Below are 19,220 nucleotides of genomic sequence, written 5' to 3'. Positions count from 1 at the left end.
ATGCAGCGGCAACGGTGATTCACGATCTTCCGCCGGCTCAGATGACGAGTGCTTTCCGCTCCACCCTGGCTCCTGAATCCTGGCTCCTGAATCCTGACCCACTCTTCACTCTTCTCTCCTCTCCGCGCTAAACTCGAGGCATGCGATTCTCCAGCTTCGTCCTCGCCTCTCTGATCGCCGCCGCCACGCTCTCCGCGGCGGAATCGCCTCGCGCCCATACGTATTCGATCGTGGCACGGGACCCGGCAGCCGGCCAGCTCGGGGTGGCCGTCCAGAGCCACTGGTTTTCGGTCGGTACGGTCGTGAGCTGGGCGGAGGCGGGAGTCGGCGCGGTCGCGACCCAGTCGCTCGCCGATCCCGCGTACGGGCCCCTCGGACTCGAGCTGATGAAGGCGGGACGGAGCGCGACGCAGGCACTCGAAGCGCTCACAAGCACCGATCCGGGTGCCGCGTATCGCCAGGTCGCGATGATCGACGCTGACGGCGACGTTGCCGCGTTCACCGGTGGAAGCGCGATCGCGGCGGCGGGCCACATCATCGGCAACAACTTCTCCGTCCAGGCGAACCTGATGAGAAACGCCGAAGTCTGGCCGGCGATGGCTGAGGCTTTCCGTACGGCCGACGGTGATCTCGCCGATCGGATGCTCGCAGCACTCGAGGCCGCTGAAAGTGCCGGCGGCGACATTCGAGGCCGTCAATCAGCCGCTCTCCTCGTCGTCAGCGGAACATCCACCGGAAAGCCCTGGGTCGATCGCGTCTTCGACGTCCGCGTCGATGATTCCGACGAGCCGCTCGGCGACCTCAGGCGTCTCGTGCGGCTTCGGCGCGCCTACAACCACATGAATCGCGGCGACGAGCTCGCGGGTGAGAAGCGCTGGGAAGAGGCGATGGCGGAGTATTCGGCCGGCGCCGCGCTCGCTCCGGAGATCGAAGAGCTTCGCTTCTGGGTCGCGGTCACCCTCTTCTCCGCCGGTCGGGAAGAGGAAGCATTACCGATCTTCCGCGAGGTCTTCGCGATCAATCCCGACTGGGTCGAAGTCGCGCGCAGGCTTCCCGAATCGGAGCTGCTGCCGAACGATCCCGAGAAGCTGAAACGAATCTTCGCCCTGAGGTAAGCAGGTTGGAGAAGATGGGTTGCCAGTTGCCGGTTGCCAGTTGCCGGTGTGCAACTAGGTTGATGGTTACCACCCATGTCTAGGTTGATTGTTAACACCTTGAGGTGGCGGCAGGAGCTGTGGAAACGTGTAAGAGGGTACGAGGCTGGCTCGTGCTCGCCTCTAAGTCAGCCAGCGCCAGCGAGCGACAGAATCGACTGCGATTCACGAATGAGGTCGGGGTTGCCGCAGGTTCGAAAACCGGCAACTGGCAACCGGCAACTGGCAACCCATCTTCTCCAAGCCTTTCTGTTGACACTCCCTTTCGCACCGAGGTAGCATCAGACCTCGACGAGTCCACCTGCCCGCTCCGGCATTCTGCCCGGCAGCGAACCCATGAAAGAGCTACTCGAACGGCTCTCACGCGAGAAGCCCGAGCGCATCGTCGCCCTGACGGGGGCAGGAATCTCGGCGGAAAGCGGTATCCCGACATTTCGCTCCGCCGGCGGCCTCTGGAACACCTTCAAAGTGGAGGATCTCGCCACGCCGGAGGCTTTCGCCCGCAATCCCGATACGGTGTGGCAATGGTACGAGTCCCGCCGGGCTCAGATTCGCGGAGTCGAGCCGAATGCCGCCCACCACGCTCTCGGCCGACTGGGACGTCACCCGCGAGTCGATCTCACGGTCATTACGCAGAATGTCGATGACCTTCATGAACGGGCCGGCTCGAACCACGTGCTCCATCTGCACGGGAGCATCTTCCGGGTCCGATGCTGCTCGGAGGGAAATACATTCGATCGGAGGGAGGCATTCGACGTAAATCCTCCTCGCTGCGACTGCGGAAGCCTTCTCCGCCCGGATGTCGTCTGGTTCGGTGAGCCTCTCGACCTCGATACGCTCAACGCCGCCTCCGCCGCAGTCGAGCGGGCCGAGCTTCTCATCGTCATCGGCACTTCGGCCACGGTGTATCCGGCGGCCGGTCTCGCGTGGATGTGCCGCGGTTACACGATCGAGATCAACCCGGTCGAGACATCTCTGACCGGCTACGCGCAGCTTACGATTCGTTCGACGGCGAGCAACGCCGTCCCGCCGATCGTCGACACCATTCTCGGAGCCGCCGATGGCTGAGCTGACCATCCACGACATGGCCGTCGAGGAACGCCCACGGGAGAGGCTCGCCCGGTGCGGACCCTCCGCGCTTTCGAACGCGGAACTGGTCGCGATTCTGCTCGGATCCGGCATCCGTGGAAGAAGCGCGCTTTCGCTCGCACAGGACCTGGTCGCCCGCGGGCTCGGCGAGCTGAGCCGGCAGGAAGTCAGCTCGCTGGCGTGCATTCCCGGCGTCGGTCCCGCAAAGGGCTCGAGACTCGCCGCCGCACTCGAGCTCGGTCGCAGGGCAGCCAGCACTCCGCAGGATCGGGAGTCGCTGAGGAATGTCGCGACACTCGCGAAGCGCCTCGTGGCCACCCACTCGCATCACATTCAGGAACGGCTCGGCGCGGTCTACCTCGACACCAGAGACCGGATCATCCGCGAGCGTGAGATCTATGTCGGCACCGTCAACGCCACCACCGTCTCTACCCGTGACGTCCTTCGGTGGGCTCTCCTCGACGGCGCCCTCTCCGTGATCGTCTTTCACAATCACCCCTCGGGTGATCCCGCTCCATCCGCCGAGGATCTGATATTCACGAGAAAACTCGAGGAAGCCGGACAGACTCTCGGAATCCGCGTGCGGGATCACATCATCATCGGAGTCAATCGCTACGTCTCGATGAGGGAACGCGGGTTGATGAAATGAGTTGCCGGTTGCCGGTTGCAGGTTGCAGGTTGCCAGTGTGCAACCAGGTTGATGGTTGCCACTCTTGTCTAAGTTGATTGTGACCATCTTCCGTGGCGGCAAGAGCGGTGGGAACGTGGAAAAGGACTGCGGGGGCTCGTCTCTCCGGTCAGCCCGCGCCCGCGGGCGACAGATCTTAGCCCCCGGCTTCAGCCGGGGGGCAGGAGCTTTCCCGAATTTAGTGTCGAGCCCGCTTCAGCGGGCGACAGAATCGATTGCGATTCACGAATGATGACGGGGATGCCCGCAGTTTCGAAGACCGGCAACCGGCAACTGGCAACCTGCTTCATTTCCTCCGGTAGTACGAATCCCAGATCACCTGCCACTCGCCCGTTTCCGGGTCGAGCTGCTCGGCCTTCTGCCGGACGCTGCCGTCCTCCTCAAGAGTCCAGATCCACCTCTGCTTCGGCGAGCTCTCCGTCGGCACCGTCTCGAGAATCATCGCGCCGTCGACGAGCCCACCCCACATGTCGATGGCGGACCCATTGTCGGAGACCCAGTGCTGTACCCACTGTTTCCGTGCCGAGTCATAACGGTTGTGACTTCGCCCGGCGGAACCGCCTGCACCGGTCCAGAACTCGGCGAGCACACATCCGTCGAGGATCTTCTCGATCCGGTTCTCTCCAACCTTCCGGCCGGAGGGATTGAAGACCTCCCAGTCGCCGATCCAGAAGTCGAACTGACGATTTTCGGGAGTACCACAGGGATGGAGAGTCCTGACGAACTCGTCGAACTCGGCCGACCGCGCAGCATCCCCGTAGCCCGGCATCTGCGTGATCATCCGTGCCACCGGGACGCCTCCGTCGAATGCCTGCTGAAGCCAGTTTCGCGCGGCGGCCTCATCGCCTTCCGCCAGGGCGATCGTTCCGAGCCGAAGCTGAGCGCCGGCCGGCTGAAACGACAGCTCGAGCGCGCGCCGCAAGGCACGCTTCGCGAGATCGAGGCGCTCGAGGGAGTGAGCCGCGCGACCGAGCGCGTACCAGGTCGCACCGTCATCAGGGTTCTGCGCGAGGTGCGACTCGTACAGCGGGATCGCCGCGGCGGCGTTACCTTCTGCGGCCAGACGATTGGCCTCGTCGAGGTCCTGCGCCAGCGACGGGACTGTGAAAAGGAGACCGACGAGGATCAGGGAAAGGCGGCGATGGGGATTGGCGGTCTCTCGCATCCCGCGATTCTAGTTGCGCGCCGGGGAGAGATCGCGGTCTCGCCACGGTTGTGGCAGAAACGTGACCCGGACGGCGCCTGGCCGCCACCGAAGACCACCCGGACTGAACTGATCTAGAACAATTTGTGATGAGCCCTCGCGGGGCTCGTCACTCTTTTCAGGTTTCGCCAGAATCCGTGCCCGAGCCTGAACCCGACCACGAACTTGTGCCAGTGACAATAGCGAACCCTTCCTCTCATCCGCTCCCCTTTCGACCGCTCCACGCCGCGGCTGGTTCTTCGTTGAGCCAGGATGTCCACGAGTGTCATCCTGGCGTCAGTCGCTCAGATTTCTGATCACGGTTGGAATGTCGAGATCGTTTCCATAGTCGTTCGTCGCCATCGGTCCGAATCCCGACCCTCCTCCTCGTCCGTTCAGGAAGGGCTTCCGGAAGAAAGGCGGATCGTAGATCTCGTCCTCCGCGCCGATCTGCTCCTTTTTCTCAGCGGCCGGCTCCTCCGGTTCTCTTCCGCGGGACGCGCGCGCAAAGACGGGCTGTTCGCGCTCGCGAGACGGCTGCTCTTCGATCCGTCGCGAGTCTCTCGCCGACGCCATCGATTCGCCTCGTGCATTGAGCAGACCGCGGGTCGCCGCATCGAACCCGGTTGCGATCACCGTGACCTTCATCTCGTCCTTCATCCCCGGATCGATCACCGTTCCGAAGATGATGTTCGCCTCGTCGTCGGCGGCATCCTGAATGATCGAAGCGGCTTCGTTGACCTCGAACAGAGTCATGTCGCTTCCGCCGGTAATGTTGATCAGGACTCCCTTTGCACCTTCGATCGACGCTTCCTCGAGAAGCGGCGAGGAGATTGCGCGCTGGGCGGCCTCGACGGCCCGATGCTCGCCACTCGATACGCCGGTGCCCATGAGTGCCATCCCCATTCCGTGCATGATCGTTCGGACGTCGGCGAAATCGAGATTGATCTCTCCCGGCACCGTGATGAGATCCGAGATTCCCTGCACTGCCTGTCGCAGGATGTCGTCCGCGATGCGAAAGGCTTCCGAAAGAGACGTGGCGCGTTCGACGAAATTGAGGAGTCTCTCATTCGGAATCGTGATCAGCGTGTCGACCGATTCCCGAAGGGCACGGATGCCGTGTTCTGCCTGAATTCTCCGGCGCTTCCCCTCGAAATTGAACGGTTTGGTGACGACGGCGACCGTGAGCGCACCGAGCTCGGCGGCGAGCGCGGCGATCACGGGCGTCGCCCCCGTTCCGGTGCCCCCGCCCATTCCGGTCGTGATGAAGATCATGTCGGAGCCGGAGAGCGCGTCGACGATGTGGTCGGTGTCCTCGAGCGCCGCTTCGCGGCCGATCTCCGGATTCGCGCCGGCACCGAGACCCTTGGTCAGCCGGGACCCGAGCTGAATCCTCGTCGGCGCGAGCGAATGGCTCATCGCCTGCTGGTCGGTGTTGGCCACGAGAAACTCGACCCCGGCGATTCCGCTCTGGATCATCCGGTTCACGGCGTTCCCGCCGCCGCCACCAACTCCGATGACTTTGATCTTCGCAGGAAGCTCTTCGTCGAGCGAGATTCCGAGGCGACCTTCTGCCGGTGACTCGTCGAATGTAATCATCAATTCCTCCCATCGAGCGGGGTCGCCGCTCCGTCGGTTTCGTATCTGTTCATCCCAGGGTGAACCACTGCCTCACGCTGTCCGCGACTTTCGAGAATCCGCTGCGCTTCGGCACCGCTTCGAGGCGCCGCCTCACTCCATTGCCCCACTTCAGAAGACCCGTCGCTGCCGCCCATTGAGGGCCGCGAACGGTGTCGACCAGTCCGCCGATGTCTCTCGGGATTCCTCGACGGACCTGCTGATCGAAGATCTGTTCGATCATTTCGGCCATCCCCTCGAGCTCGGCTCCTCCGCCGACCACGACGACTCCCGCTCGCAGCTCCTGGTCGAGTCCCGCATTGCGAAGATCATCCGATACGAGCTTGGCGAGCTCCGCGGCTCGCGGCTCGAGAATGTTGGTCAGCTCGTATCGCGGCAGGATACGCGGCGAGCGGCCGCCGACCGCTGGGACTTCGATCGGCTCGTCATCCTGCTCGACCGTGTGCAGCGCCCGCCCGTACCGCTTCTTGATCCGCTCCGCATCCTCCATCGGCGTCCGCAGCACGACCGAGATATCCGAGGTGAAGTGGCCGGCTCCGACGGGCAGCACATTCGTCCACACCACGTTGTCCTCGACGAACACGGCGTAGTCGGTCGTGCCCGATCCGATGTCCATCAGGAGCACGCCCATCTCCCGCTCGTCGGGGGTCAGCACGGCTTCAGCCGCCGCGAGCGGTTCCGCAACGAGCTCCTCGACCACGATGCCTGCCCGATTCACGCACGTCTGAATGTTCTGGTCGTGAGTCCGGGCGCCGGTCACGATGTGGACATTCGCTTCGAGCCTCGACCCGGTCATGCCGAGCGGATCCCGGATTCCGTTCTGTCCGTCGAGGACGAACTCCCGCGGTATGACGTGGAGGAGCTCGAGCTCCGCAGGGACGTTGATCGATCGGGAGGCCTCGATCACGCGGTCGATGTCTTCGCGGGAGACTTCCTTCCCGCGGCCCATCACGGAAACGACGCCCCGGGAATTTAGCGATCGGATGTGGTCGCCGGAAACGCCGACCCATGCGGACTCGATCTGAACTCCGGCCATCACTTCGGCTTCATCGACCGCCTTCCGGAGGGCTTCGATTGCCTGGTCGAGATTGATGATGTTGCCGCGACGGGTGCCTCGCATCGACGCGGTCCCCTTGCCCGTCACCTCGACGACCCCGTGCTGGTTCGCTTCACCGACGAGTACGCAGACCTTCGATGTCCCGATGTCGATCGCTACGACGTGCTTTTCATTTTTCGCCATGATCACTCCCCCCAGTTGGTCGTCGGATGTCGTGGTTGACGACGATCTGACGCTCGAATCTCAGGTCGGCATACGCCACCGACTGCGGCTCCCATTGCTCTCGCAGTGCAATCGCATAAAGCAGGCGCCACTTGTCGATGACGTCCTTCTCGGCGACTTTGATCGTCGTACCGAGTCTCGAATCCACAATCGCCCATTGGTCGTGCTCAAGGGGCTCGAGCGATACGAGAGCCCCGGCGAGCTCCGGATCCGTCTGCCGCAGCTCCGCGATGAATCGAACCGCCGGCGCGATCCTCCGTGACTCGGCGTTCACGATCGACGGAAGACTGACGGCTTCCTCGGCGCCCGACCAGGTCCTGAACTCCCGTCCGGTTTCATCGACGAAGACGTCGCCGTGAGTGGCTCGCCAGATCGCGACCGGTCTGCGCTCGGAGATCGCGATCCGGAGTCCGTCGGGAACGACCTTTTCGACGGTCGCCTCACGGATGCCATCGATCCCCCCGAGCTCGGCCCGGATCGAGTCCAGATCCGTCGAGAACAGATTCCGTCCCTTGAGGCCCTCGATGATCCGGAGGACTTCCGGATCATCCGAGCGAGGCGAAGGGTCGAGCTCGACTCGGTTGATCGAAAATCGCTCGTCCGATCGCGCGTTGGTCCACACCAGCCAGCCGCCTCCCACGAGCGAGCCGACGACGAGGACATTCGCCAGCAATCCGGCGATCGCACGGACCCGTTGCCGGCGCCGGTTTCGCGTTCTGGTGACGACGTCGGCCGGGCGAAAGAATTCGCTCATGCCGGGCCTTTCGAAACCAGTTGCTCTGCAATCTCGTGTACGTCGCCGGCTCCCATGGTGATGATCACATCGTTCGGCCCGGCAACTTCGCTGAGTCGCTCGAGAATCTGAGCGTGAGTACCGTCGACCAGCTGCACCTGCTCGGCTCCTCGCCTGGCCGATGCCTCGGTGATCAGGGCCGACGACACTCCGTCGATCGGTTCTTCACGCGCGCCGTAAACCGGAATCACCCAGGCGAGATCGGCCATCGACAATACCTGTGCGAACTCCGCGAAGAAGTCTCTCGTTCTCGAATAGAGATGAGGCTGAAAGATCACGAAGAGACGACGCTCGCGGTAGCTGTTCCGCGCCGCCATGATCGTCGCCTCGACCTCGGTCGGGTGATGACCGTAGTCGTCCACGACCAGGGCGCCGCGAAACTGACCCATGTGCTGGAAGCGCCGCTCGACTCCCTGAAACTCGGCGAGCGCCTCGGCGATCTTCTCGAAGGGCACCTCGAGCTCCAGTCCCACCGCGATCGCGGCGAGCGCATTCCGGACGTTGTGCTCCCCCGGCACCGACAGCGATACTCTCCCGAGCTCTTTGCCGTCCAGGCTTACCGTGAAGCGGCATCCTCCTCCAACGTGCTCGAGCTCCAGCGCGCGCAGCGTCGCGCTCTCCCCGAGCCCGTACCCGACAAACCGCTTCGACGAGCTGTCGAGGAGCGCCGAAACCCGCGGATCGTCGACGCATCCGATGGCCAGACCGTAAAACGGAACTCGCCCGACGAACTGGCCAAACGTCGAGCGGATGTCGTCCAGATCTTCGTAAATGTCGAGATGATCGACCTCGATATTGGTGATCACCGCGATCTCGGGATGCAACGTCAGAAGTGAGCGATCGTACTCGTCCGCCTCGACCACGAGGATGTCTCCAGTCCCGAGTTTTGCGTTCGAGCTGAAATCCCGCAGCACTCCACCCACGATCAGGGTAGGGTCGAGGCCCCCATGTGAAAGTACCTTCGCGGTCATCGCTGAGGTGGTCGTCTTCCCGTGAGTTCCACCGATTGCGATCCCCCGCTTCAGTCGCGTCAGCTCACCCAGCATCTCCGCACGCCGGATGACCGGTACGCGGCGTGACCGGGCGGTCGCGACTTCCTCGTTGCTCGCGGGTATCGCAGACGAGATCACCAGGAGATCGGCTCCCTCCACGTGTGCCGGATCGTGTCCCTTCTGGATCGGGATGCCTCGGGCTGCCAGGCGCTTCGTTTCCGGAGACAGTTTCGCGTCACACCCGGAAAGGCTCAACTCGTAGTTCGAGAGGATCTCAGCGATCCCGCTCATGCCGATCCCGCCGATGCCGACGAAATGGATATTCTTTATTCGACCGAATTTCATCAGATATTCGTCTGATAATGTTTATTGTAATTTCTATTCACGCGCAGTTCAATCTCCCGGGATCGTCCCCTCGATCAGGTCGACGATGGCACTCGCCGAATTCTCCGTCGCGAGCTTCCTCGACGACTCCCCCATCAGTTGCAGTCTTCTCGGATCACCGATCAGCTCGCGAATCGTTGCCGCCAGTCGCTCGGGGCTCAGTTCCGCCTCCGTGATCACCCCGGCACCCCCCGCACTCTCGACCTGACGGGCGTTGAATTCCTGATGATTGTCGGAGGCGTGGGCGAAGGGCACCAGGATCGATGCCCTTCCGACCGCCGCCAGCTCGCTGATCGTGATCGCGCCCGCGCGGCAGAGAACCAGATCGGCCGACGCCATCCGCGCCGCCATGTCGTCGATGTACGGAGTCACCCCTGAGGCGGGGAACGCCGACTCCTCGTAGGCGCGGCGGACCCGTTCGTAGTCCGCCTTCCCCGTCTGATGCAGAATGGTGAGTTGCCCGGAGAGCGGTGCCAGGCCCGGCAGGGCACCGAGCATCGTTTCGTTCAGGACATGGGAGCCCTGGCTGCCACCAAATACCAGAAGCGTCGGCCGGACATCGCCCGGCGCAATCGTCCGCGCTAGCTCGAAGAACTCGCTCCTTACCGGATTGCCCGTTACGGTTCCCTCCCGTCCAAAGATCTCGAGGGCCCTGGGAAACGCCACGGCAATCCGGGTAGCGACCTTTGCCAGGATCCGGTTGGTGATCCCGGGATAGGCGTTCTGTTCCTGGACGATCGTCGGCCTCCTGCGAAGCGCTCCGATCAGCAGCACCGGCCCCGAGGCGTAGCCTCCCACGCCGAGCAGAGCATCGGGATCGTGTCTCGAGATGAGCCTCCACGCGCGCGGAAAGGCCATCGGTATCCGGAAAAGGTTTTTGACGGTTTCCAGGGCAGACTTCCCTTTCAGTCCCCGGACTTCGACGAATTCCAGAGGAAATCCCTCGCGCGGGACGATCTCCTTCTCGAGTCCGTAGCGTGTTCCGACGAAGACGACCTTCCGGTCGGGATCCCGGGCCATCCACTCCCGGGCGATGGCAATCGCCGGATAGATGTGCCCTCCGGTCCCACCGCCCGCGATCATCAGGGTCTTCGAAGCGCTCATACCCGCCCCGTGTGTTGCGACATGTTGAGGAGAAGACCCGCCGCTGCCATCGTCACGATCAAAGAGGATCCGCCGTAGCTGACGAGTGGAAGAGGAATGCCTTTGGTCGGAAGCAGCGCGAGCGCGACACTCATGTTCACGAGCGCCTGAACCGCGATCATCACGGTCAGGCCGACTGCGGCGTAGCGAATGAAGGCATCCGAAGACGACCAGGCGATTCGCGCCCCTCTCCATACGACAACCGCGAACAGGAGGATGAGAATGACCGATCCGATGAAACCGAGCTCCTCCCCGACGATCGCAAAGATGAAGTCGGTGTGGGGCTCGGGAAGATAGAAGAGCTTCTGCCTTCCGCTTCCGATTCCGACACCGGTCAGCCCACCGGTACCGAATGCGATCAGGCTCTGCATAACCTGGAAGCCAGACCCGAATGGATCGGACTCCGGATGAAGAAAGGCCATGATCCGGGAACGCCGGTACTCGGCGCCGAGAACCAGCGCCGTGACCAGGGGGATACCTCCGAGAGAGAAGAGGAGGATTTTCCTCCAGGTCACGCCGGCGACGAAGAGCATCGTCATGACGACCGTCCCGAGGACGGCCGCCGTACCGAAATCGGGCTCGAGGAGAATCAGACCGAGCGGAATCGCCAGGATGCCGGCGAGCGGGAGAAGCGTCGAGCCGAGCTCGTTGATCCGATCCTCCCTCTTTGCGAGCTGCGTAGCGAGAAAGATCACGACCGCCAGCTTTGCGACTTCCGCCGGTTGCGCCTGGAACGCACCCAGCGAGAACCATCGCCGGGAGCCGTTGATGGCTGGCTGGAACAGCACGGCGACCAGCGCACCGACAGTGATCGTCATCGTGAGCAGAACGAACTTCCAGTCCCTCAGTTTCGCGAGATCGAGATGCATGGCGGCGAACATCACGAACGATCCGATCGCGAGGAAAACACACTGTCTGAGGAAGAAGTGGTAGGGACTCGAGATCCCGGTCTTCTGCGCCGCGATGATCGCCGAGGCGCTGTAGATCATCGCGAGCCCGATCAGCAGGATCATGAGCGCGGCGCCGAAGAGTGTACGGTCGTAGGTCAGCTTCCGGCTCATGAGGCGACCTCCTTCGCGCCGGTCGCCAGCCGCCTGAAATGTTCGCCTCGCTCTTCGAAATCGCGGTACTGGTCGAAGCTCGCACATGCGGGCGAGAGCAGCACGACGTCTCCCGCACGCGCGCGGCTGGCCGCAATTTCGACCGCCTTGTCGAGATCGCCGGCCGAGACCACTTCGACCGCATCCTGGAGTGCCTCCTCGATCTTCGGCGCCCCCTCACCGATCGTCAGCACGACTTTCGCCTTCCGGCTGACGATTTCCGACATCGAGCGGAAGTCGCCTCCCTTGTCCCGTCCTCCGAGAATCAGGATGACCTTTCCGGACGGAAGGCCTTCGAGAGACGCAATCGTCGCATCGACGTTCGTCCCCTTCGAGTCGTTGATCCATCGGATCTGATCCCTCTCGCTCACCGTTTCCATCCGGTGAGGCAGACCCCGGAACGTCTCGAACGCCCGCGCCACGATCTCATCGGACACATTCACCGCCCGAGCGGCGAGCCATGCCGCGAGGGCGTTCTCGACATTGGCCGATCCAACCAGCTTCAGCGTCGATCGAGGGATCGCCTGCCCCCCCCGGCCGATATTGACGAAGAGAGAATCACGGGTGGCCCAGGCTCCGGGTACGACCTCGCGCTTCGACGAGAAGCACCATCGCTTCGCCGCGCTCGCGGCACGCAGACAGTAACGGTTCTCCGCGTTGAGAATCGCGACGTCATCGCGGCGCTGGCGGTCGAAAATCCGGTACTTCGCTTCGGCGTACTGCTCGATCGAATCGTAGCGGTCGAGATGGTCGGGCGTGATGTTGAGAAGAATCGCGACGTCGGCGCGGAACGTATCGAGGGTTTCCAGCTGGAACGAGGAGAGCTCGATCACATAGTGACGGTCCCGGTGGAGGTCGACCTGTTCGCTCAGCGGAGCTCCGATGTTTCCGGCGACGATCGGGTCGAGCCCCGCGGCATCGAGAATCTCTCCGATCAGAGCCGTGGTCGTCGACTTGCCATTCGAGCCCGTCACGGCAATGACTTCCCCTCGTAGCGCCCGAAAGGCCAGCTCGATCTCCGAGATCACGGGGATTCCTTTCTCTCGGGCGGTGCGGAGCGGTTCGATGGTTGCCGGGATTCCCGGGCTGAGGACGACGTAGTCGACATTCTCGAGAACTGACTCGGGATGTCCACCGAGCACGCGACCGGCCTCGGGAAGCAGCTTGTCGAGCAGCGGCAGAGCGGAGGCTTCCTCCCGGTCGGTCACGGTCACGGATGCGCCCCTCCTCACGAGGAGATTCGCAGCCGCGACACCCGACCGCGCTGCCCCGAATACCGTAACTCGCTCCGTGCTCACTCTTCCCTCCCCTCCCTCGAACGAAGCCTTATCTCAACTTCAGCGTAGACAGGCTGAACAACGCGAAAATGATCGCGATGATCCAGAATCGGACGACGACCTGCGTCTCGTTCCAGCCCGACAATTCGAAATGGTGATGCAGTGGCGACATTCGAAAGACCCGTCGCCCGGTCAGTTTGAAGGCGATCACCTGAATGATCACTGAAAGTGCCTCCAGGACGAAGAGACCGCCGACGAGCACCAGCAGGATCTCCTGCTTGATCATCAGTGCGATACAACCAATTGCACCGCCGAGCGCGAGCGAGCCGACGTCGCCCATGAATACCTTCGCCGGATGCGCATTGAACCAGAGAAACCCGAGCGAAGCCCCGACCATGGCCCCGCAGAACACCGCCAGCTCACCGGCATTCTGAACCGAGGCGATCCGGAGATAGGTGGAGACCGTGAAGTTGCCCGCCGCGTAGCTGAGCACCGCATACGTCCCCGCAGCGACGAGAACCGATCCGATCGCGAGCCCGTCGAGGCCGTCGGTGAGATTCACCGCGTTCGACGCACCTACGAGAACCAGAACGACGAACGGTATGTAGAAGACCCCGAGCGGGATCACCAGATCGGCGAAGAAAGGAAGCGTCAGGTTGGGATTGTATTGCTCCCGAAGCTGGGGCAGATACGCCATCATCAGCGCCGCGATCAGGGCGACGAGAATCTGAAGCGAAAACTTCTGCTTCGTCGTCAACCCGAGATTCTGCCGTTTCGCGATCTTCTGGAAATCGTCATAGAAGCCGATCGCGGCATAGCTGACCGTGACGAACAGAATGATCCAGATGAACGGATTCATGATGTCGGCCCAGAGAATCGTCGGGACCAGAATCGCGAGCACGATCAGGATGCCGCCCATCGTCGGTGTTCCCGACTTGGTCTGGTGCGACTTCGGCCCCTCTTCCCGGATGAACTGCCCCGCCTTGATCCGGGCGAGCTGGCGGATCAGGTATGGCCCGATCACGAAACAGATGGCCAGCGCCGTCAGCGCCGCCCACGCTGTTCGAAACGTGATGTAGCGGAAGACATTGAACCCGGAGATGAACTCTCGAAGAGGAAAGAGAAGGTAATAAAGCATCAGCCGTTCCCTCGAAGAATCTCGATCACGCGATCGAGTCCGATTCCACGTGACGCCTTCAGAAGAACCAGATCATCCTCGCCGAGAAATGTCTTCAGGAACTCCGCCGCACTCACCGCGTCGGTGAAATGGAACAGATTCGCTCGCTCGAACCCCGCATCGATCGCACCCTCGAGCACCGACCTCGACCGCTCCCCCACTGCCACGATCGCATCGATCGACGCAGGCGCCAGATTGCCGGCGTCGTAATGGAACTTCTTCTCGTTCCGCCCCAGCTCCAGCATGTCGCCGATCACGGCGATCCGGCGCCCCTTCGCGTCGGCTTTCGCCAGCAACTCCAGCGCACTGCTGAGGGCGTGCGGATTCGAGTTGTAGGTATCGTCGTACAAGGTGTAGCCATCGATCTCGACGAGCTCTCCCCGGTGACTGGCGGGCCGGACTCGCCCGATACCTTTCATCACCCCGTCCCAGCTGATGCCGAGCGATCGCGCTCCGGCAATCGCAGCGAGCAAATTCTCGAGATTGAACCGGCCGGGCTGGCTCAGCTCGATCGGACGCGTCTCCCCTTCCGACACGAGATCGAAAGTCGACCCGAGCAGTCCGCGGAGCTGCAGGTTTTCGGCCAGGTAGTCGGCTTCGACTTCGACTCCATAGGAAACGATCCGTCCCGGAAAGCCCTCCGCAATCGCAACGACTCGGCGATCGTTCGCGTTGATGACGACCGTGCCGTCCTGACGCATGTTCTCGAGCAGTTCGCGCTTCGCAGCCGCGATCCCGTCGATCGAATCGAAGAACTCGATGTGCACCGGCTGAATCGTCGTGTAAACGCCGAGATCCGGCTCCGCGATCCGAGCCAGCAGGGCGATCTCGCCGGGACCGCTCATCCCCATCTCCGCGATGATCGCTTCGGTGTCGTCCGGCGAGTTGGCGAGACTGAGGGGCAATCCGATGTGATTGTTGAAATTACCGGCGGTTCGCCAGGTGCGGCGCTCCGTCTCGACCAGCGTCGCCAGCATCTCCTTGGTCGTGGTCTTCCCGGCCGAGCCCGTCACCCCGGCAACCTGAGGATCGATCGCCCGACGAATCCCGGTCGCGAGCGCCTGCAGTGCCGTCGTCGTGTCGGAGACCCGGACGATTCCCTTTCCAGGCGGTGCCGTGACGGGCCGGTCGACGACTGCTCCTACCGCCCGCTCGAGCGCCGAGTCGAGAAAGGTATGTCCGTCATGGCGCTCCCCTCGTATGGCGAAGAAGACCGAGCTCTCGTCGGTCTCCCGGCTGTCGATCACGACTCGGGTGGTCTCGACCTCGCCGCCCGCGTCGACGATCCCACCCGTCAGCTCCGCTATGCGGGCAAAGGTCAGGCTGGCCATGGCTGACCCCACTGCGCGAGTCGCGCCATCTCCCGGCCCCGCCGTCCGTGCGCCACGATCGTCCCCTTCCCTCGGGACTGCCTGACGATCGCCGCACCTGCTCTCGCCCACCCATCCGACGACGGAGCCGGAAGATCGCGAGACCGGATACACGATATCTTACGACTTTTTATCACAATTTTCATTATCTATTAACAGAATTCTTTCTTCCGGCCAATGCCTCTTCTGCTTCTTCACGATCGTCGAAATGCTCGATTCGATCACCGACGACCTGATAGTCCTCGTGTCCTTTCCCCGCGATCACAATGACCACGTCGGAGGGCGCTTCATGGATCGTGCGTGCAATCGCTTCACGCCTCTCGACGATGATCTCGATCTTGTCGCGAGCTCCGCAGCCGCGCACGATCTCGTCGATGATCGCGCGCGGATCTTCCCGGCGCGGATTGTCGCTCGTAATCACGACGCGGTCGGCGAGCCGCGACGCGACCTCTCCCATGAGCGGGCGCTTCCCCTTGTCGCGATCGCCGCCGCAGCCGAAAACGACCCAGACATGCCGCCCCTCCGCGAGCTCCCGGACGGCGTGGATCAGCTTTTCGAGCGCATCCGGCTTATGGGCATAGTCGACGATGACTGCCGGTGCTTCGGGCGAGCCCGAGCCTACCCGCTCGAACCGTCCGGGAATCGTCTCGAGAGAGGCGATCCCGCGCTCGATCACCGGTATCTCGACATCCACCGTGAGAGCTGCCCCGACCGCCGCCATCCAGTTGTAGAGGTTCGGCATTCCGAGGATGGGAGACTCGATGGCGACCCGGCCCCGGGGCGTTTCGAGATGGCCGCGGATCCCGTCGGTCGAGATCGTCAGATCGCCGGCGGGCCGGATGGCGGCTTCCCGGCCGGTGCCGAACGTCAGACAGCGATCCATTCCGATCTCATCGATCAGGCGCCGGCCGTACGAATCGTCGAGATTGACGACTGCCAGGCGGCCCTGCTCCGGAATCTGATCGAAGAGCCGTCTCTTCGCGGCGTAGTAATCCTCGAAGTCCGCATGAAAGTCGAAATGGTCCCGCGACAGATTCGTGAAAACCGCGGCGGCGAACGTCACCCCGAGCGTCCGGTGAAGAGCGAGCGCGTGCGAAGAGACCTCCATCACCGCGCGATCGACCCCTTCGTCGACCATGCGCGCGAACCATTCCTGGAGCACCGCCGCATCCGGGGTCGTGCGATCCGCCACCTCGCGAACTTTTCCCGCGCGATACTCGATCGTTCCGATCAGGCCGACCGGATCACCGGTCTTGTCGAGAATCGCTTCGATCATTCTCGTGATCGTCGTCTTGCCGGATGTTCCCGTCACGCCGATGATCCGGAGCTTCTCCGCCGGGTGATCGAACAGCGCCGCGGCCGCTCGAGCGAGCGCAATCCTGCCGTTCGGCATCTTCCAGATCGAAACGCCATCGACGGGGCCGATCTCCGTCTCTACGAGCGCGGCGACCGCGCCCCGCTCGGCGGCTGCGGGGACGAACTGCGAGCCATCCTGCTCGAATCCACGGATTGCGACGAACAGGCTCCCTTTCGAGCACCGGCGCGAGTCGGACTCGACCGAAGAGATCTCGACGTCAGCCGGACCCGAGAGATGTTCGGCTTCGATCGCGGCGAGTACGGCCGACAACTTCATCGCGAGACCCCACCGTCTCCCCGCGCGAGCGTCGTTCGACCGGCAGGCGCCTCGACGGTGGCCGCGATTCGAATCGGACGTTCGATCCGCATCCTTCGTTCGCCCGGCTGCGCCGAGTCCACCTCGAGGTAGCGAAGAGTCTGCTCCGCAATGGCTCGGAAGACCGGGCCGGCGACTTCCCCTCCGTACTGGGACGACTGAGGCTCATCGAGAAGCACGACAATTGCGATCCGCGGACGATCTGCCGGCACATAGCCGGTGAACGACGCGACCGACAGGGTGTCCGAGTAACGGCCTCCGACAGCTTTCTGCGCAGTGCCCGTCTTTCCCGCGACTTTGTGGTTCGACAGCGAAGCTTTTGCTCCCGTCCCACGATCGACGACCGCCTTGAGCATCTCGTTCATGAGCGCGGCCGTCCGTTCCGAGATGACTCGAACGGGCTCGATCGGCTCGGGCTCATAGACGGTCTGGCCATTTTCATCGCTCACGCGGTCGACGATCCGTGGGACCACTCGCAGACCTCCGTTCGCGATGACACAGGTTCCGATCAGCATCTGCAGGGGGGTTGCCGCTATCTCCTGTCCAATCGCGATCGAAGCCGTGGAAACACCCGACCAGCGATCGACAGGTCTCAGAATCCCCGCGGCTTCGCCCGGCAACTCGAGCCCCGTCTGCTCTCCGAAGCCGAACGCTCTCGCGTAATCGTGCAATCGCCTCGGTCCGAGTGCCATCGCCACCTGGATTGTCCCTACGTTCGAGGACTTCACGAGAACATCCTCGAAAGAAATGATTCCGTATTGATGGCCACCGTGGTCACGGATCGTCACTCCCGCCACATCGATTCTTCCCTCGCCACAATCGACCAGCTGCGACGGGGTCACGACCCCTTCCTCGACCGCCGCCGCGGCAGTCACGATCTTGAACGTCGAGCCGGGTTCATAGATGTCCTGAACCGCGCGGTTACGCCACGACGACTGCGGATATCGCCCGTAATCATTCGGATCGAAGGAAGGCTCCGAGGCCATGGCGAGGATCGCACCGCTGTGCGGTTCCATCACGATTGCCACGCCGGCCTTTGCGCCCGAGCTCCGCACGCCCTGTTCGAGGGCCGACTCGGTGAAGTGCTGGATGACCTCGTCCACGGTCAGCCTCAGATCGTAGCCGTCGACCGCCCCCTTCGTGTCCGCGTCGAGCAGATACATCCCGCGACGAGCGTCGCGAATCACGGTCATCACACCGGATTCGCCGCGCACGAATCGATCGAGAGAATGTTCGAGTCCGCCCAACCCTCCTCCATCGACGCCGACGATCCCCAGAACATTGGCGAGCAGACTGCGATTCGGATAGACGCGGCGATGCTCCTCGACGGAGTGGACCCCCGGAATCGACAGCGCCCGTACCTGGTCCCACGTGCCCGTGTCCACCTGTCGTGCAACCCACGCGAATTCATTCGACCCGCTCAGGCGGTCTCTCAGCGCTTCCTCGGAGAGTCCGATCCCTCCAATCCGCGACAATGCGGCCGCGTCGAGATCGACATTCCGAATGGCCTGGGGATCGACGTAGATGGAGGGGGCTGCCGCGCTCTCCGCGAGAAGACGGCTGCGCGCGTCGTAGATCGAGCCTCGCAGCGGTGTCAGCTGAATCGTCCGCTCGTGCTGTCGCGCCGCCTTGGCGACGTAGTGGTCGTGCCGCGCGAGCTGAATCCAGGCGAGGCGCGCCACGACGCCACCGGCCCAAACGGTCAGAAGCGCGAACAGAACGATCATCCGCTTCCGCTGCAGACTCATCGTGTGTCCGCTCCGGACTCGATCCTGACGACGACGACCGAGTCCGCCGGTTGAAGATCGAGATCCCCGGCCCGCCGGCTGATGTCACTCAGTGCCGTACGCGTCTCCATCTCGAGAGCGAGCCTGCGATTCACCCGCTCCAGCTCCGAGCGCATCTCCTGGAGAACCGTCGCCTCGCGTGCGAGCCGGATTACCTCAATGTTCTGCCACGAGAAAAGAAGCAGAAAGATTCCGATCGGAATCGCGAGCGAGCACACCGCGAGCAGCTCGCGAAACCTCTGCCGGTCTCGCTCCCGTACGATGTGAACATTGTCAATTGCCTTCTGTTGTGCGTACATCCCGTTCCCCTGGCCGAACCATGAAACAAGGATGAAGGCCTGCCTTCACGCACACGCCCGTCCGAGCTATCCACACACACCCACCCACACACGCTCCACCCCTCCCGAGCTCGATCCGATCGTGATCACACCCAACCCTTCCCGGACCTTCACCCTTGCTTCATGGCTCCGCAAACTGCCGGCTCCCTGAAGCAC

General features: G+C 62.9%; 16 protein-coding genes. 3 read left to right on the top strand and 13 right to left on the bottom strand.

Features of this window, described 5'->3' with window-relative positions:
* Positions 1-140: 140 nt before the first annotated feature.
* The 3 genes from KY459_05200 to radC all read left to right on the top strand — a co-directional run bounded on the left by KY459_05200 (position 141) and on the right by radC (position 2,892).
* Positions 141-1,115 carry a DUF1028 domain-containing protein gene (locus KY459_05200; GenBank protein MBW3564100.1) on the top strand — a complete coding sequence of 325 codons (975 nt, stop codon included), beginning with the start codon at positions 141-143 and terminating at the stop codon, positions 1,113-1,115.
* Between the two features lie 375 nt (positions 1,116-1,490).
* Positions 1,491-2,222, top strand: a complete 732-nt coding sequence (locus KY459_05195; GenBank protein ID MBW3564099.1) for an NAD-dependent deacylase — start codon at positions 1,491-1,493, stop codon at positions 2,220-2,222.
* A complete protein-coding gene (gene radC / locus KY459_05190) occupies positions 2,215-2,892 on the top strand; it encodes a DNA repair protein RadC (GenBank protein ID MBW3564098.1) in 678 nt (225 codons plus the stop codon). Before KY459_05195 ends, radC begins: the two co-directional genes overlap by 8 nt.
* A 325-nt stretch (positions 2,893-3,217) precedes the next feature.
* Here the strand turns inward: radC and KY459_05185 are convergent, their stop codons facing one another.
* From KY459_05185 to KY459_05125, 13 genes are all read right to left on the bottom strand, one after another.
* Positions 3,218-4,096 (bottom strand): tetratricopeptide repeat protein, encoded by an 879-nt coding sequence (locus KY459_05185; protein MBW3564097.1) that lies wholly within the window; start codon positions 4,094-4,096, stop codon positions 3,218-3,220.
* Positions 4,097-4,411: 315 nt separating this feature from the next.
* The gene (gene ftsZ / locus KY459_05180) at positions 4,412-5,713 is read right to left on the bottom strand and encodes a cell division protein FtsZ (protein ID MBW3564096.1); all 1,302 of its coding nucleotides are present in this window, start codon (positions 5,711-5,713) and stop codon (positions 4,412-4,414) included.
* Positions 5,714-5,762: 49 nt separating this feature from the next.
* Positions 5,763-6,992, bottom strand: a complete 1,230-nt coding sequence (gene ftsA / locus KY459_05175) for a cell division protein FtsA (GenBank protein MBW3564095.1) — start codon at positions 6,990-6,992, stop codon at positions 5,763-5,765.
* Complete coding sequence (locus KY459_05170; protein ID MBW3564094.1) at positions 6,979-7,785, bottom strand: FtsQ-type POTRA domain-containing protein; 807 nt, start codon at positions 7,783-7,785, stop codon at positions 6,979-6,981. Before KY459_05170 ends, ftsA begins: the two co-directional genes overlap by 14 nt.
* Positions 7,782-9,161 carry a UDP-N-acetylmuramate--L-alanine ligase gene (gene murC / locus KY459_05165; protein MBW3564093.1) on the bottom strand — a complete coding sequence of 460 codons (1,380 nt, stop codon included), beginning with the start codon at positions 9,159-9,161 and terminating at the stop codon, positions 7,782-7,784. The genes KY459_05170 and murC overlap by 4 nt, the downstream gene beginning before the upstream one ends.
* A gap of 48 nt (positions 9,162-9,209) precedes the next feature.
* A complete protein-coding gene (murG, locus tag KY459_05160) occupies positions 9,210-10,304 on the bottom strand; it encodes an undecaprenyldiphospho-muramoylpentapeptide beta-N-acetylglucosaminyltransferase (GenBank protein MBW3564092.1) in 1,095 nt (364 codons plus the stop codon).
* Complete coding sequence (gene ftsW / locus KY459_05155; GenBank protein MBW3564091.1) at positions 10,301-11,404, bottom strand: putative lipid II flippase FtsW; 1,104 nt, start codon at positions 11,402-11,404, stop codon at positions 10,301-10,303. Before ftsW ends, murG begins: the two co-directional genes overlap by 4 nt.
* Entirely contained in the window at positions 11,401-12,741 is a 1,341-nt protein-coding gene (murD, locus tag KY459_05150) for a UDP-N-acetylmuramoyl-L-alanine--D-glutamate ligase (protein ID MBW3564090.1), read from the bottom strand. Before murD ends, ftsW begins: the two co-directional genes overlap by 4 nt.
* 28 nt (positions 12,742-12,769) lie before the next feature.
* Entirely contained in the window at positions 12,770-13,858 is a 1,089-nt protein-coding gene (gene mraY / locus KY459_05145) for a phospho-N-acetylmuramoyl-pentapeptide-transferase (protein ID MBW3564089.1), read from the bottom strand.
* Entirely contained in the window at positions 13,858-15,228 is a 1,371-nt protein-coding gene (locus KY459_05140; GenBank protein MBW3564088.1) for a UDP-N-acetylmuramoyl-tripeptide--D-alanyl-D-alanine ligase, read from the bottom strand. Before KY459_05140 ends, mraY begins: the two co-directional genes overlap by 1 nt.
* A gap of 184 nt (positions 15,229-15,412) precedes the next feature.
* On the bottom strand, positions 15,413-16,900 hold the full coding sequence (locus KY459_05135) for a UDP-N-acetylmuramoyl-L-alanyl-D-glutamate--2,6-diaminopimelate ligase (GenBank protein MBW3564087.1): 1,488 nt from the start codon (positions 16,898-16,900) through the stop codon (positions 15,413-15,415).
* Complete coding sequence (locus KY459_05130; GenBank protein ID MBW3564086.1) at positions 16,897-18,687, bottom strand: penicillin-binding protein 2; 1,791 nt, start codon at positions 18,685-18,687, stop codon at positions 16,897-16,899. Before KY459_05130 ends, KY459_05135 begins: the two co-directional genes overlap by 4 nt.
* A complete protein-coding gene (locus tag KY459_05125) occupies positions 18,684-19,025 on the bottom strand; it encodes a hypothetical protein (GenBank protein ID MBW3564085.1) in 342 nt (113 codons plus the stop codon). Before KY459_05125 ends, KY459_05130 begins: the two co-directional genes overlap by 4 nt.
* Positions 19,026-19,220 lie beyond the last annotated feature (195 nt).

This window comes from Acidobacteriota bacterium (assembly GCA_019347945.1).
Taxonomy (GTDB): Bacteria; Acidobacteriota; Thermoanaerobaculia; order Gp7-AA8; family JAHWKK01; genus JAHWKK01.
This window is presented reverse-complemented; position numbering and strand designations above follow the sequence as displayed.